The sequence below is a fragment of the Variovorax sp. PAMC26660 genome, from assembly GCF_014302995.1.
Taxonomy (GTDB): Bacteria; Pseudomonadota; Gammaproteobacteria; order Burkholderiales; family Burkholderiaceae_C; genus Variovorax.
On record NZ_CP060295.1, the window covers coordinates 2,204,268 to 2,218,157 of the forward strand.

The window sequence follows — 13,890 nt, forward strand, 5'->3', positions numbered from 1 at the left end:
TGAATTGTTTCTTGATGGTGAATCGTGCCAAATGGCCGGGCATCTCCAGCCCCAGGGCCACTACAAGAGACAACGAGGAGCACGCATGCACATCGAGCGACCGCATCGATTTCCGCGCCACATCCCGATTCCCCTAGTTTCATCCCTCGCGGCCGTGCTTGCCGCACTGGCCGGGGGCGGCGCGCACGCGGCCTGCGGTCCCACCCTCACGCCCGGCACCGGCGACACCGTGGTCTGCGACGCCACCACCACCGGCTCGACCAACGTGATCGCCGTGCCGGGGAGCACCGGCGTCAGCATCACGGTGAACAACGGCGCCACGCTGAGCACCACTGCCAACCAGGCTTTGCTCGTGCAAGACGGCAGCAGCATCACCAACAACGGGACGATCGCGGTCACGGGCCCTGGGACAGGGGGCGGTGGGCGCGGCGCGATGATCGCCGTCGGCAGCGACAACGCGCTGACCAACAACGGCACCATCCGCACCGCAAGCACAGGCCCAGGCGCAGTGGGCATCCTGGTGACGTCGAGCAGCAGCACCCGGATCGTCATCACGAACAACGGGAGCATCACCACCACGGGCGGCAGCTCGCACGGCATCTCCACGCTGGGTCCAGGCAACACCGTCATCAACAGCGGCACCATCGACGTCAGCGGCAGAGCGAGCAAGGGCGTCTACCTGCAAGGCGGCAACCTCGTCGCCAACCTGCTGGTCAACACCGGCACCATCCGCGCGACGGGCGCCAACACCTCGGCCACGACGGGCTTCGCGAGCGCGGTGCATGTGAACACGCTCAGCGCGAGCTTTTTCTCGCAGGTCGAGAACCGGGCCGGCGGCGTACTCTCCAGCGCCAACGACTACGGCTACCGCGGGCAGAACGGCAACGACACGCTGATCAATGCCGGCTCCATCGAAGGGAATGGCGGCACCGGCAACGACGGCGCGATCCTCATGGGCGGGGGCGGCACCGGCACGTTGATCCTGCAGACCGGCTCGGTCATCAAGGGGGCGGCCGACGGCGGCAATGCGAGCAGCGACACCTTTCTCGAAGGCAACGGCACCGTCGACAACGCCTTCCGCAATTTCCAGAACCTCACGATGCGCGGCACCCAGTGGGCGTGGCAGACCGACGCGAGTTTCTCGAACTCGATCCGCATCGAGTCCGGCCGTTTCAACCTCCCCGCGACGCTGACCAGCCCCAACATCACCGTGCTCCCCGGTGCCACGGTCGCCGGCACCGGTACCTTCGCGGGCAACGTGACGAACCAGGGCACCTTGCTGCCCGGCCCCAACGACGGCGTCAACTTCGGCGCCTTCACGGTGCGCGGCAACTACTTCGGCGGCAGCGGTGCGCTGGTGCAGGTCAACACCGTGGTCGCCGGCGACAACGCGCCGTCGGACAAGCTGGTGATCGACGGCGGCGCGGCCTCGGGCGGCACCGGCCTGCGCGTGGTCAATCGCGGCGGACTGGGCGCGCCCACGCTGGCCGACGGCATCTTGGTGGTGCAGACGCTCAACGGCGGCACCACCGCTGCCAATGCCTTCTCGCTGACCCAGGCGGTCGAAGCCGGCGCCTACAACTACCGCCTGTTCCGTGGCGGGGCCACCGGCAACAACCCGGACAACTGGTACTTGCGCAACAACGGCTACGTGGTCGGCGGCACCGTGGTGGGCTCGGTGACCGAGGCCATCGAGTTCCTCGAGACCCACCCACCGACACCCGGCTCGCCGTCACCGGCCATCGAGCCCGTCAAGCTGTACCGGCCCGAAGTGGCGCTCTACAGCAGCATTCCGCTGGTGGTGCGCCGCCTCGGGCTCGCGCAGCTCGGCAGCTTTCATGACCGGCAGGGTGACCAGCAACTGCTCGCCGGCGACGAAGGCTCGCAGGCCTCCTGGGGCCGCGTGTTCGGCGAAAGCACACGGCAGCGCCTGCGCGGCGACGCCGACCCGCAGTTCGATGGCCGCATCTCCGGCCTGCAACTCGGGCACGACTTCCTGATGGCCACCGATGGCTCGGGCGGGCGCAACCGCGTCGGCGTGCTCGGCGGCTACACCCGCGCCAGCGGCGACACCAGCGGCGTGGCCAGCGGCGGCACCAACAACGCCACCGGCCACCTGAACGTCGAGGGCTACAGCCTGGGCGCGTACTGGACCCGCGTGGCCAGCAACGGCTGGTACAGCGACGCCGTGCTCATGGCCACCCGCTTCAGGGCCGACGCACTCTCCACGCTCGGGCGCGGCGGCAATCCGCACGGCACGTCGGTCACGGCCTCGCTCGAAGCGGGCTATCCGCTGGCCCTGAGCGACAGCGTCACGCTGCAGCCGCAGGTGCAACTGATCTGGCAGCGCAGCTCGATCGACGGCTTCGACGACGGCATCTCCGCCGTGCGCTTCCAGCGCGACAACGCCGTGACCGGCCGCGTGGGCGCGCGGCTGGAAGGCAGCTTCAGCGCCGGTGGCGGCACCTGGAAGCCCTACCTCAAGGCCAACCTCTGGCACACCTTCAGCGGCAACAACGTGATCCTCTTCGGGCCCACCGACCAGGTCGCCAATGGTCGCGGCGCCAGCGCGCTCGAAATCGGCGCCGGCGTGGTCGGGCAGGTGAACAAGACGCTGGCGGTGTATGGCGGCCTGGCCTATACCAGTGCCATCGGCCGCACCCAGCAGACCGGTGTGCAAGGGCAGTTGGGCATGCGGGTGCGCTGGTAGCGCGCTGCCGCCGCCATTGAACCGGTCGATCTGATTTGAAGGGCTGCTTCCGCATCTTTACGAGGCAACCCGGGTAATTGCTAGGCAATCTTTTTTGACCACATGGATAATTTAGACTATCCAACCCGCCGTCAAGAGGTTTGCCACGATGAATCCGGTCCCCCTGCGCAGCCGTTTCTGGTCTGACCTGACCAGCGAAGAGTTTTCCCGTCTCGACCGCGAACGGCTCATCGCCGTGTTGCCGGTGGGCGCCACCGAGCAGCACGGTCCCCATCTGCCGATGTCGACCGACACCGCCACCATCGACGGCATGGTGCGCGCCACGCTCCCCTACCTGCCCGACGACCTGCCGGTGCTCTTTTTGCCCACCGTGCCTTACGGCAAGAGCAACGAGCATTCGCGCTACCCCGGCACGCTCACCGTGTCGGCGAACACGCTGATCTCGCTCTGGAAAGACATCGGTGCCTGCGTCGCCAAGGCCGGCGTGCGCAAGCTGGTGCTCTACAACAGCCACGGCGGGCAGATGGGCGTCATGGACATCGTGGCACGCGACCTGCGCGAAGAGCACGACATGATGGTCGTGGCCGCCAACTGGTACACGCTGGGCCTGCCCGAAGGCCTGTTCACCGCGCACGAAGGCAAGCACGGCATCCACGCCGGCGACCTCGAAAGCTCGGTCATGCTGCACCTGACGCCCGACTACGTGCGCAAGGATCAGTTCCAGAACTTCAGCTCCATGACGGAGCAACTGGCTGCCGAGAACAAGTTCCTCTCTATCACCCCCAGCGGCAAGCTCGGCTGGCAGATGCACGACATCAACCCCTTGGGCGCGGCCGGCGATGCCACGCGCGCCACGGCCGAGAAGGGCGCCGCAGTGCTCGACCATGTGGGCCGCCGCTTCGTCGAGCTGCTGCACGAGGTCGACCGCTTCCCGCTCGAACGCCTCGCCAACGTACCCGCGTGGCGCTAGGCTCGCACGCCATGGACAGCACCCAGACCCCACCCCTGGTCAGCCTGCGCAACGTCAGCAAGCGCTTTGCCAACGGCACGCTCGCCCTGCAAGGCATGACGCTCGACATCGGCGAGCACGACTTCGTCAGCTTCCTCGGCCCCTCGGGCTGCGGCAAGAGCACCGCGCTGCGGCTGGTCGCCGGCCTCACCCGCCTCAGCTCGGGCGAGATGAAATGGTCGGGCGCCAACACCGGCAAGACACAGAGCGACCGCGACCTGGGCTTCGTGTTCCAGGAGCCCACGCTCATGCCCTGGACCAAGGTGTTCGACAACGTCTGGCTGCCGCTCAAGCTCGCGGGCATGGGCCGCGACGAAGCCGCGCCGGTGGTGCAGCAGGTGCTGGAGCTGGTCGGCCTCTCGCGCTTTGCCGACGTCTATCCGCGCGAGCTGTCGGGCGGCATGAAGATGCGTGTGTCGATTGCGCGCGCACTCGTCACGCATCCGCGCCTGCTGCTCATGGACGAGCCCTTCGCCGCGCTCGACGAGATGACGCGCATCAAGCTCAACAACGACCTGTTGGCGATCTGGCGCGAGCACCGCTTCTCGATCGTGTTCGTCACGCACAGCGTGTACGAATCGGTGTACCTGTCGAACCGCATCGTCGTGATGGCGGCGCGCCCGGGCCGCGTGATCGACGAGATCCGCATCGACGAGCCCTATCCGCGCGGCGAAGAGTTCCGCACGTCGAGCCGCTACAACGCGCATTGCACGGCTGTCTCGCAATCCCTGCACGGAGCCCTGCATGGCCTCGACATCGACCATTGAACCCGTGATGCCCATGGACACGACCGAGGAAGCCACCCCGTCCGCCGACATGCTGCGCGCGCACGAAGACAGGCTGCGCCGCCGCGAGTCGATGCTGCGCATCGCCGTGCCGGTCGCCATCGTCCTCGCGCTGCTGCTGATCTGGGAATGGATGGTGCGCGCCAACAACATCCCGCACTACATCCTGCCCGCGCCCTCGCTCATTCTTCGCACGCTGTTCGACAACTGGGATTCGCTGTCCAGCGCGCTGTGGTTCACCGTCAAGCTCACGCTGCTCGCGCTCACGGCGGCCATCGTCGGCGGCGTGCTGCTGGCGATTGCTTTCGCGCTGTTCAAGTGGGTAGAGATCGGGCTGTTCCCCATTGCCGTGATCCTGCAGGTGACACCGATCATCGCGATCGCGCCGCTGATCCTGATCTATGTGTCGAGCACCACGGCGGCGCTGCTGCTGTGCGCGTGGATCGTGGCCTTCTTCCCGATCCTGTCGAACACCGTCATCGGATTGAAGAGCGCCGACAGCAACCTGCGCGATCTGTTCCAGCTCTACAAGGCCTCACCCTGGCAGACCTTCCGCTACCTGCTTGCACCCAGCGCGCTGCCGTACTTCATGGCGGGCCTGAAGATCGCGGGCGGCCTGAGCCTGATCGGCGCGGTGGTGGCCGAATTCACGGCCGGCACCGCGGGCAAGGAAACGGGCTTGGCCTCGCGCATTCTCGAATCGAGCTTCCGCACCGAGATCCCGATGATGTTCGCGGCGCTGCTGCTGGTGTCCTTGCTCGGCATCGTGATCTTCATCGTGTTCGCTGCGCTGTCGCGCCTGGTGCTGGGCCACTGGCACGAAAGCGAAATGCGCCGCGAGCGCTGACCGAGCCCGTTGCGATGGACGCCATCACCATGACCGAACAACCGGCCACGCACGCTGTCGACTGGGACGCCGTGCGCAAAGACCTGCGCGGCCTGAACCTGATCACCGCGCCCAACCAGCGCAAGCAGTTGTCGAAAGACTTCTACTGGTACAGCCCCATCCTCACCGCCCAGCTCGCGGGTTGCGTGGCCGACCTCGTCGTCAAGGTCAGCACCGAGGACGACGTGCGCCAGGCCGCAGCCGTGGCCGCCAGGTGGAAGCTGCCGCTGACCGTGCGTGCCGGCGGCACCGGCAATTACGGCCAGTGCGTGCCACTCGAAGGCGGCATCGTGCTCGACGTGACGCAGATGTGCCGCGTGCTCGATATCGGCGAAGGCCGCATGCGCGTGGAGGCCGGTGCGCGCATGCATGACATCGACCTTGCCGCGCGCGAGACCGGACAGGCACTGCGCATGTGGCCTTCGACCTGGCATGTCGCCAGCATCGGCGGCTTCATCGCGGGCGGCTTCGGCGGCATCGGCTCGTTCCGCCACGGCATCTTGCGCGACCCCGGCAACCTGCTGCGCGCGCGCGTGATGACGGTGGAACGCGAGCCGCGCGTCATTGAATTGCAGGGCGATGAGATCCAACAGGTGCACCATGCCTACGGCACCAACGGCGTGATCCTCGACGTCGAAGTGGCGCTGAGCCCCGCCGTCGAATGGGTGCACTGCACGGTGCTGTTCGACACTTACCGCGGCGCGCTCGACTTCGGCATTGCAGCGCAGGTGCCGACGCTCGACATCTTCCTGCTGTCCACGGTGGAAGCACGCTTCTCGCCCTACTACACGGCCATGCGCGACCGCTTCCCGCCGAACCGGCATGCGGTGTTCACCATGGTCTCGCCCGATTCGATGGCGGACTTCCGCGCGCTCGCCGAAGCGCAGGGTGGCACCATCTCCGTGGCCGGCACCGAGGCCGAGTTGCTCGCCGACGGCCTGCCGCCCGCCTACGAATGCGCGTTCAACCACACCACGCTGCAGGCGCTGAAGGCTGACCGCGGCTGGACCTACCTGCAGGTGGCTTACGCCCAGCCCTTCGACCCGTCGGTGGTCGAGCGCCATCTGCAAATCTTCGGCGACGACGTGTTGCAGCATCAGGACTTCGCGCGCGCCGGCGGCGAGTGCGGCACCTTCGGCATCCTGCTGGTGCGCTGGAAGGGCGAGGCTCACCAGTACGAGCTGATCCGCGAGATCGAGTCGCAAGGCGGCTGCAAGATCTTCAACCCGCACGTGGTGACCATCGAGGACGGCGGCATGAAGACCATCGACACGCAGCAGATCGATTTCAAGAAGCGCAGCGACCCGATGGGGTTGATGAACCCCGGCAAGACGCGGGGCTGGCATGCGGACATGGCTGTCGAGCGCTGAAATGACGTCTTGTCTTTCTGTTCTTCGCGGGTTGTTTGGCGAGCGTTGTTTTTGGCGCTGTTGTTCAGGGCGTAGCTCACGCCGACACGGTGCTCTTTTTCGCGAATGCCCCCCGCTTCGCTCCTCCTTTATTTCGCGAAAAAGAGCCCCGTATCGGCGCGAGCGTTGGACAGAGCACTCGTTGATCGCAGGATCAATCAGAGCGTGCCCATGTGCGAATGACACCGGGTGCTCCCCGCAGCGAAATAAAGGAGGAGCGAAGCGGGGGACATTCGCGGAGGGGAGCTCCCGGCGTCATTCGCACCCGCCCCGAACAGCAGCACCAAACACGCAAGCCCCGCGTTCAGTCCCATTCATCGCATGTTCGACATGCTGATATGAGAATCCCTCCAGTCGCATTCAATCCCAGGAGTCCACTGCCATGCGCGTCCCCGCTCTGACAATTCGTCCCCTTGCTTTCGGCCTGGCCCTCGCGGCCGCCGCCTTCGCCGTGCAGGCGCAGGAAAAAGTGGTGTTCGCCACCAACTGGAAAGCACAGGCCGGCCACGGCGGCTTCTACCAGGCGCTGGTGGACGGCACCTACAAGAAGTACGGCCTCGACGTCGAGATCATGCAGGGCGGCCCGATGGTCAACAACCGGCCGATGCTGCCGGCAGGCAAGGTCGACTTTCTGATGACCGGCAACCTGCTGCAGTCCTTCGACAACGTGAAGAACGGCGTACCCACCGTGGTGGTGGCGGCCATCTTCCAGAAAGACCCGCAGGCCATGTTCGCCCACCCCGGCCAGGGCTATGACACCTTCAAGGACCTGACCAAAGCGCCCGTGGCCTTCATCGGCAAGGACGGCCAGTTCAGCTTCTGGCAGTGGATGAAGTCCGAGCACGGCTTCAAGGATTCGCAGCTCAAGCCCTACACCTTCAACGTCGGTCCGTTCCTGGCCGACAAGAAGTCGATCCAGCAGGGCTACGCCATCTCCGAGCCGCTCTCCATCAAGGCACAGGCCGGCTTCGACCCGGTGGTGTACCTGTTGGCCGACCACGGCTTTTCGACCTATGCGACCACCATCGAGACGCGCGCCGACCTGATCAAGACCAAGCCCGAGACGGTGCGCAAGTTCATCGAAGCTTCGATCATCGGCTGGAACAACTACCTCTACGGCGACAACAAGGCCGCCAACGAGCTCATCACCAAGACCAACCCCGACTCGACCGCCGTTGCGCTGCAGGGCTCGATCGACCTGATGAAGAAGATGGGCATCGTCGACAGCGGCGAATCGCTCACCAAGGGCATCGGCGCCATGGACGAAGCCCGCGTGAAGGACTTCTACGACAAGATGGTCAAGGCCGGCCTGTACAAGCCGGGCGAGATCGATCTGTCGAAGGTCGTGAGCACGCAGTTCGTGAACAAGGGCGTCGGTGTCGACGTCCGCAAGAAGCTCACCGGCAAGTAAGAACCGGCCAGAGAAGCATCGTTTTTTCCCGTGGGTCGCGCGGGGCTTGCGCCGGGGTCAGATGCCGGCGCCTGGGTTGCCATAAGGCACGCGCGGCCTTTTGTTCCTTGGGCTCTGACCCCGTCTCGCCGAACAGGCGAACCGGCCCTCCACCATGAAAACGCTCGTCGTCCATTGCCATCCGAACCCTGACAGCTTCAACCATGCGCTCTACCGCGCCGCCCTCGAAGCGCTCGAACCCCGGCATGCCGTCAAGGCCATCGACCTCTACGCCGAAGGCTTCGATCCCACGCTGACCCGCGAGGAGCGCATTGCCTACCTCGACAACCCCGAACTGATTCGCGAGCGCGTGAAACCGCATGTCGAGGCGCTGCTGTGGGCCGAGCACCTGGTGTTCATCTACCCGACCTGGTTCCACGGGCCACCGTCGATGCTCAAGGGCTGGCTGGAGCGGGTGTGGCTGCCGGGCGTGGCCTTCCTGCCGGCCGAGCGCAAGGGGCAGCTCGCGAAGTCGGGCATGCGGCACATCCAACGACTGACGGTGGTGACCACGGGCGGCTCGCCGCGCTGGTTCGTGTTCGCGATCGGCGACCCGGGCCGGCGGCTGTTCACGCGCGCGCTGCGTGCGTTGTTCGCATGGCGCTGCAAGGTGACGTGGCTGCAACTGCACGACATGAATGCCGCCACCGCGCACGACCGCACCCATTTCATCGCGCGCGTGTCGCGCAAGCTGCAGAGCATCTGAGCCGTTTCAAACAGAAAGAAGAGAAGGCCCGCACCATGAGTCTCGAGCGCACGCTCACTGTCCGCGTCGAACGCATCTCGCGGCAGACGCCGGAAATCCTGGCCTTCGAGCTGGCCCATCCGTGGGGCCGGCCGCTGCCGGCCTACGAGGCCGGCGCACACATCGACGTGCACATGCCCGGCGGCTTTTCGCGCCAGTACTCGCTGGCGCGTGCGCCTTCGGGCAACGCGTCCTATGTGATCGGCGTGAAGCGCGAAGCGGGCAGCCGTGGCGGCTCGGCCTCGATGCACGAGCGCGTGCGCGAAGGCGACCTGCTGCCGATCAGCACGCCGCGCAACACCTTCCCGCTGCGTGAAGAAGCGAAGCACCACCTGCTGCTGGCGGGCGGCATCGGCATGACGCCGCTGCTGGCCATGGCGCAGGCGCTCGCGGCGCGCGGCGCGGACTTCACGCTGTGCGTGTTCGCGCGCAGCGAGGAGCACCTGGCCTTTGCCGATGCACTGCGCGCGCCCGCGCTGGCGCCGCATCTGCGACTGCATCTCGACCAGGGCGATGCCTCTCAACGCATCGACCTGCGCGCGCTGCTGGCCGAGCGTGTACCGAACGCTCATCTCTACGTGTGCGGCCCCGGCGGCTTCATGCAGGCGGTGCGTGACGCGGCCGCGCACTGGCCCGAAGACGCACTGCACACCGAATACTTCGCTGCGCCGACCGACGCCAACACCACCACCGGCCTGCCCTTCACGCTGAAGCTCGCGCGGCGCGGCATCACGGTGCCGGTGGCGGCCGACCAGACGGCCGTCGATGCGCTGCATGAAGTCGGTATCGACATCCCCGTGTCGTGCCAGCAGGGCCTGTGCGGCACCTGCGTGGTCGAAGGCGAGGGCGAGGGCGCGGAACACCGCGACTTCTGCCTCACCGGCAGCGAGCGCAAGACCCGCGTGGCGCTGTGCTGCTCGCGCGCCAAGGGCCAGGAACTGGTGTTGCAACTGTGAGCGCAAGGCCCGTCATCGGCACCGACGAGAGCGAGGCCGAAAGCGAAGCCCCCGCCACGCGCGGGCGTTCGCGCAAGTACACGCAGGTGCTGGGGCTCATCAACCAGGCGGCCATCGAAGTGTTCGCCAGCGAAGGGCTGGCCGGTGCGTCGACCCAGGCCATCGCCGACAAGGCCGGCCTGTCGAAGGCGCAGCTTCACTACTACATCGAAAGCAAGGAAGCGCTGTACCGGCAAGTGCTGCAGGACATCCTGACCGACTGGATCGTGGTGTTCGGCTTCAGCGACGAGGCCTTCGGCCCGCGCAAGGTGCTGGGCGACCTGATCCATCGCAAGATGGTGTTCTCGTTCGACCACCCGCTGCGCTCGCGCATCTTCACGGCCGAGATGATGCGTGGCGCGCCGGTCATCAACAGCATGATGACCATGAGCAAGGCGCGCACCGACCAGGCCGCCGCCGTGATCCAGAACTGGATGAACCAGGGCCTGATGGACAAGGCCGACCCGATGCTCGTGCTGTTCCACATCTGGGCCGTGACGCAGTTCTATGCCGACCACGCCACGCAGGCCGCGTACTACCGCGACGTGGCGCAGCAGGGAGAAGACAAGGACCGGCGCTACCTGATCGAGCAGGTGACGGAGTTCTTGCTGAAGGGCGCCGGGGTCAAGTAGCCGCGCGCTGCGGCAGGTACATCGTGGCTTCGACCTCGACAAGCACCTCATCGCCCGGCAGGAAGCGCGACACCTCCACCACCGTGCTCACCGGCGGCTCGCCCGGATAGAACAGGCCGCGCACGCGGTTGTAGAAGGCGTAGTGCGGCAGGTGACGGAAGTACTGCACCAGCTTCACCACGTCTTCCATGGTGCCGCCATGCTCGGCCGCGATCTGGCGGATGCGCTCCAGCACGAACCAGCTCTGCGCCACGATGGGCGCTTCGAACACATCGACCGACATCTGGCCCGTGGCGTAGCCCACGCCCTGCAAGGCGGTGCGCGCTGCTTCGGGAATCGCGTCGTAGCCCGCGACCGCGCGGCGCGTGGCCGGGTCGACCGCCACCACGCCGCTCATGAAGACGAAATCGCCCACGCGTTTCGCGGCCGCGTAGTTGGCCATCGGCTTGCCCATGCTCATTGTGTTTTCTCCGGATTCGTTCGTTCGAGGATGCGGCCTGCTCGGATCACGGTGCGTTGGCGTCCCCGCGGGCCGATGAGTTCGTGTTCGTCGGTGGCCGCGAGCAGCACCAGGTCGGCCGGGCAACCCGGCGCGATGCGGCCGTCCCAGGCCAGGCCCAGCGCCCTTGCAGGGCTGACGGTGATGGTGTCGAGCCAGTCGGTGGCCGGCGCCAGGTGCGCCATCTGCACGCCGAGGCCGAAGGTCTCCAGAAGGTCGTAGCTGCCATAGGGATAGAAGGCGTCCTGCACGTTGTCGGTGGCCAGGCTCGCACGCAAGCCCCATGCCGCCGCCTCGCGGATGCGCGTGATGCCGCGCGCCACCGGCGTGCGGTCCCATGCGCCCTGCAGGTAGAGATTGGTGGTTGGCAGCGCGATGAGGTGAAGGCCGGCGCCCGCGCACAGCGCGAGCGTTTCATTGGCGACCGCGTCGTCGTGCATGGCGAGCGAGCAGGCATGGCCGCAAACCACGTGGCCCTTGAAGTCGCGCGCCCGCACCAGTTGCGCGATGCTGCGCAGCCCGCTGGCCTCCACATCGAGCCCTTCGTCGACATGGAAGTCCAGGCCCAGCCCGTGCTGCTGCGCCAGGTCGAACACGCGGCCGAGCTTGTGCACGATGCCGTCGTTGCGATAGACGAAGGCGCCGAGCGTGCCGCTCGCGCGCTTCACCTCGCGCGCAATGCGCTCGCCGGCCGCGAGGTCGGCGAACAGGTCGAGCGGCGTGAGCGAGACGAACTGCAGTTCGACACGGCCGCGCCATTCCTCGCGCAGCGCCTCGAACACAGGCAGCGCGGCCGGCGGCTCGGCCTGCACCCAGTCGATGTGCGTGCGCAGTGCGCGCGTGCCCGACTGCCAAGCGTCTTGCAGCGCGCGCGTCATGCGTAGGCGCAGCGACTCGCCGGTCCAAGTGTCGCGATGCTTGTTCATGCGGTCGATGGCCGTGAACAGGTCGCCCTGCGCCGCGCCCACGTCCTGCACGGTGTAGTTCTTGTCGATGTGCGCGTGGGCCTCGACCAGTGCGCTCAGCAAGGTGCCGCGCGCATGCTTCTGTTGGGCGCTCGGCACGATGGAGTCGATGCGGTCGCCGGCCAGCGTGACATCGAACACCTGCGCGTCGCCGGCGTCGAAGCCTCGCAGCGGCGCCGGAATGCGCAGCGCTTCGAGTTTCATGCGCGCTGCCGCCACGCGCGCAGCCAGCCGAGGCCGGCCGAGGTGCCACCCGGCTCGGAGCCTCGCGCGGGTCGGTACTCGCATCCGACCCAGCCCTGCCAGCCGCATTGCGCCGACACCTCGTCGATCACATCGAACAGGTAGGGATAGTTCTGCTCGCCGATGTCGGGTTCGTGGCGCTCGGGCACGCCCGCGATCTGCAGGTGGCCGACGCGGCCGGTCGGCAGGTACTTGCGCAACTTCATCGCCACGTCGCCTTCGACGATCTGGCAGTGGTACAGGTCCATCTGCACCTTGAGGTTGGGCGCACCGACCGCTTCGACGATCTCGTGCGCATGGTCTTGCCGGTTGAGGAAGAAGCGCGGAATGTCGCGCGTGTTGATCGGCTCGATGAGCACGTCGCGCCCGGCCTTCGCTGCTTCGGTGGAAGCCCAGCGCAGGTTGTCGAGATAGACCGCCTGCACGGCTTCGCGCTCCAGGCCCTCAGGCACGAGGCCGGCCATGACGTGGATGCGCGGGCAGTCGAGCGCCACGGCGTAGTCGATGGCCTTGGCAATGCCTTCGCGAAACTCGGCGTCGCGGCCCGGCAGGCAGGCGAGGCCACGGTCGCCGCCGTCCCAGTCGCCGGGTGGGCCGTTGAACAGCACCTGCTTCAGGCCGTTGGCTTGCAACCGGGCCACGATCTCGTTCTGCGGGAACGCATAGGGAAAGAGGTACTCGACGCCCTGGAAGCCGTCTTTCGCGGCGGCATCGAAGCGGTCGAGGAAAGCAAGCTCCGGATAGAGCATCGAGAGGTTGGCGGCGAATTGGGGCATGGGGTGTTTTTACTACCAGCGCGCGCCGAAGGTGCGGCGCAGTTCATCGATCTGCGCGGCATCCAGTGGCTCGGGCTTCGTTGTGGCGGTGAGCAGTTGGAGCTTTGCGGTTTCTTCGAGTTCTTCGAGCACCGACATGGCGGCAGTCGGCGAGTCGTGCCAGACGTTGGGGCCCAGGCGGGTGAGCATCACGGCGCGGATCGGCGTGCCGGCGTTGCCGTGGCGTTCGATGGCCTGTGCCACCTGTTCGGCCGCCTCGGGCGCGCCGGGCCGGTGGTACGGAATGACCGGCACGTGGCCGACCTTCATGACGAAGTAAGGCGTGAGTGCGGGCAGCAGTTCGTTGGCCTGTCGTGGCTTCAACGTGAGCGCAACGCAATGTGTGCTGTGGGTGTGGATCACGCAAGCCGTGTTCGCGTCGAACTTGCGCGCGGCCGCGTAGATGCGCGTGTGCAATGCGATGGTCTTGCTGGCGCGGTCGCCTCCCGTCTGCTGGCCCAGCGCATCGAGTCTTGCGAGTCGCGCCGGGTCGAGGAAACCGAGGCATGCATCGGTGGGCGTGATGAGGAAGCCGTCGTCGAGCCGCACGCTGATGTTGCCTGCGGTCGCATGCACGTAGCCGCGTTCGAACAGGCTGCGGCCTGTTCGACAGATTTCTTCTCGGGCTTGGGTTTCGTTCATGTCAGTTTTGGGTTTTCCTGTATCGGGAGCGCTGAAGTTCAGGGCGCGTGCGAATGACACCGGGTGCTCCCCTCCGCGAATGTCCCCCGCTTCGCTCCTCCTTTA

At 66.6% G+C, this 13,890-nt stretch carries 13 protein-coding genes; 9 read left to right on the top strand and 4 right to left on the bottom strand.

The window, feature by feature from the left end; all coding sequences use genetic code 11:
- Positions 1–85: 85 nt before the first annotated feature.
- The 9 genes from H7F35_RS10685 (at position 86) to H7F35_RS10725 (ending at position 10,621) form a co-directional block, all read left to right on the top strand.
- Complete coding sequence (locus tag H7F35_RS10685) at positions 86–2,710, top strand: autotransporter outer membrane beta-barrel domain-containing protein (protein ID WP_187112844.1); 2,625 nt, start codon at positions 86–88, stop codon at positions 2,708–2,710.
- A 148-nt stretch (positions 2,711–2,858) separates the two neighbouring features.
- Positions 2,859–3,680 carry a creatininase family protein gene (locus H7F35_RS10690; RefSeq protein ID WP_187112845.1) on the top strand — a complete coding sequence of 274 codons (822 nt, stop codon included), beginning with the start codon at positions 2,859–2,861 and terminating at the stop codon, positions 3,678–3,680.
- An 11-nt stretch (positions 3,681–3,691) separates the two neighbouring features.
- Positions 3,692–4,486 carry an ABC transporter ATP-binding protein gene (locus H7F35_RS10695; RefSeq protein ID WP_187112846.1) on the top strand — a complete coding sequence of 265 codons (795 nt, stop codon included), beginning with the start codon at positions 3,692–3,694 and terminating at the stop codon, positions 4,484–4,486.
- Positions 4,464–5,351, top strand: a complete 888-nt coding sequence (locus H7F35_RS10700; protein WP_222622016.1) for an ABC transporter permease — start codon at positions 4,464–4,466, stop codon at positions 5,349–5,351. The genes H7F35_RS10695 and H7F35_RS10700 overlap by 23 nt, the downstream gene beginning before the upstream one ends.
- A 14-nt stretch (positions 5,352–5,365) precedes the next feature.
- Complete coding sequence (locus tag H7F35_RS10705) at positions 5,366–6,760, top strand: FAD-binding oxidoreductase (protein ID WP_261803594.1); 1,395 nt, start codon at positions 5,366–5,368, stop codon at positions 6,758–6,760.
- A gap of 421 nt (positions 6,761–7,181) precedes the next feature.
- Positions 7,182–8,210 (top strand): ABC transporter substrate-binding protein, encoded by a 1,029-nt coding sequence (locus tag H7F35_RS10710; RefSeq protein WP_187112847.1) that lies wholly within the window; start codon positions 7,182–7,184, stop codon positions 8,208–8,210.
- A 154-nt stretch (positions 8,211–8,364) separates the two neighbouring features.
- Positions 8,365–8,955, top strand: a complete 591-nt coding sequence (locus H7F35_RS10715; protein ID WP_187112848.1) for an NAD(P)H-dependent oxidoreductase — start codon at positions 8,365–8,367, stop codon at positions 8,953–8,955.
- 35 nt (positions 8,956–8,990) lie between these two features.
- Entirely contained in the window at positions 8,991–9,950 is a 960-nt protein-coding gene (locus tag H7F35_RS10720) for a PDR/VanB family oxidoreductase (protein WP_187112849.1), read from the top strand.
- Positions 9,947–10,621 (top strand): TetR family transcriptional regulator C-terminal domain-containing protein, encoded by a 675-nt coding sequence (locus H7F35_RS10725; RefSeq protein ID WP_261803595.1) that lies wholly within the window; start codon positions 9,947–9,949, stop codon positions 10,619–10,621. The genes H7F35_RS10720 and H7F35_RS10725 overlap by 4 nt, the downstream gene beginning before the upstream one ends.
- On the opposite strand, the gene H7F35_RS10730 is transcribed toward H7F35_RS10725, so the two are convergent.
- The 4 genes from H7F35_RS10730 to H7F35_RS10745 are packed head-to-tail and all read right to left on the bottom strand — an operon-like array spanning position 10,614 to position 13,785.
- Entirely contained in the window at positions 10,614–11,081 is a 468-nt protein-coding gene (locus tag H7F35_RS10730; protein WP_093242688.1) for a RidA family protein, read from the bottom strand. The genes H7F35_RS10725 and H7F35_RS10730 overlap by 8 nt on opposite strands.
- A complete protein-coding gene (locus H7F35_RS10735) occupies positions 11,078–12,289 on the bottom strand; it encodes an amidohydrolase family protein (protein WP_187112850.1) in 1,212 nt (403 codons plus the stop codon). Before H7F35_RS10735 ends, H7F35_RS10730 begins: the two co-directional genes overlap by 4 nt.
- A complete protein-coding gene (otnI, locus tag H7F35_RS10740) occupies positions 12,286–13,104 on the bottom strand; it encodes a 2-oxo-tetronate isomerase (RefSeq protein ID WP_187112851.1) in 819 nt (272 codons plus the stop codon). The genes H7F35_RS10735 and otnI overlap by 4 nt, the downstream gene beginning before the upstream one ends.
- A 12-nt stretch (positions 13,105–13,116) precedes the next feature.
- A complete protein-coding gene (locus tag H7F35_RS10745) occupies positions 13,117–13,785 on the bottom strand; it encodes an aldolase (RefSeq protein WP_187112852.1) in 669 nt (222 codons plus the stop codon).
- Between the last annotated feature and the right edge of the window lie 105 nt (positions 13,786–13,890).

Coding starts and splice junctions, on each gene's coding strand:
- H7F35_RS10685 (WP_187112844.1), top strand. CDS start 86: ATGCACATCGAGCGACCGCATCGATTTCCGCGCCACATCCCGATTCCC.
- H7F35_RS10690 (WP_187112845.1), top strand. CDS start 2,859: ATGAATCCGGTCCCCCTGCGCAGCCGTTTCTGGTCTGACCTGACCAGC.
- H7F35_RS10695 (WP_187112846.1), top strand. CDS start 3,692: ATGGACAGCACCCAGACCCCACCCCTGGTCAGCCTGCGCAACGTCAGC.
- H7F35_RS10700 (WP_222622016.1), top strand. CDS start 4,464: ATGGCCTCGACATCGACCATTGAACCCGTGATGCCCATGGACACGACC.
- H7F35_RS10705 (WP_261803594.1), top strand. CDS start 5,366: ATGGACGCCATCACCATGACCGAACAACCGGCCACGCACGCTGTCGAC.
- H7F35_RS10710 (WP_187112847.1), top strand. CDS start 7,182: ATGCGCGTCCCCGCTCTGACAATTCGTCCCCTTGCTTTCGGCCTGGCC.
- H7F35_RS10715 (WP_187112848.1), top strand. CDS start 8,365: ATGAAAACGCTCGTCGTCCATTGCCATCCGAACCCTGACAGCTTCAAC.
- H7F35_RS10720 (WP_187112849.1), top strand. CDS start 8,991: ATGAGTCTCGAGCGCACGCTCACTGTCCGCGTCGAACGCATCTCGCGG.
- H7F35_RS10730 (WP_093242688.1), bottom strand. CDS start 11,081: ATGAGCATGGGCAAGCCGATGGCCAACTACGCGGCCGCGAAACGCGTG.
- H7F35_RS10735 (WP_187112850.1), bottom strand. CDS start 12,289: ATGAAACTCGAAGCGCTGCGCATTCCGGCGCCGCTGCGAGGCTTCGAC.
- otnI (WP_187112851.1), bottom strand. CDS start 13,104: ATGCCCCAATTCGCCGCCAACCTCTCGATGCTCTATCCGGAGCTTGCT.
- H7F35_RS10745 (WP_187112852.1), bottom strand. CDS start 13,785: ATGAACGAAACCCAAGCCCGAGAAGAAATCTGTCGAACAGGCCGCAGC.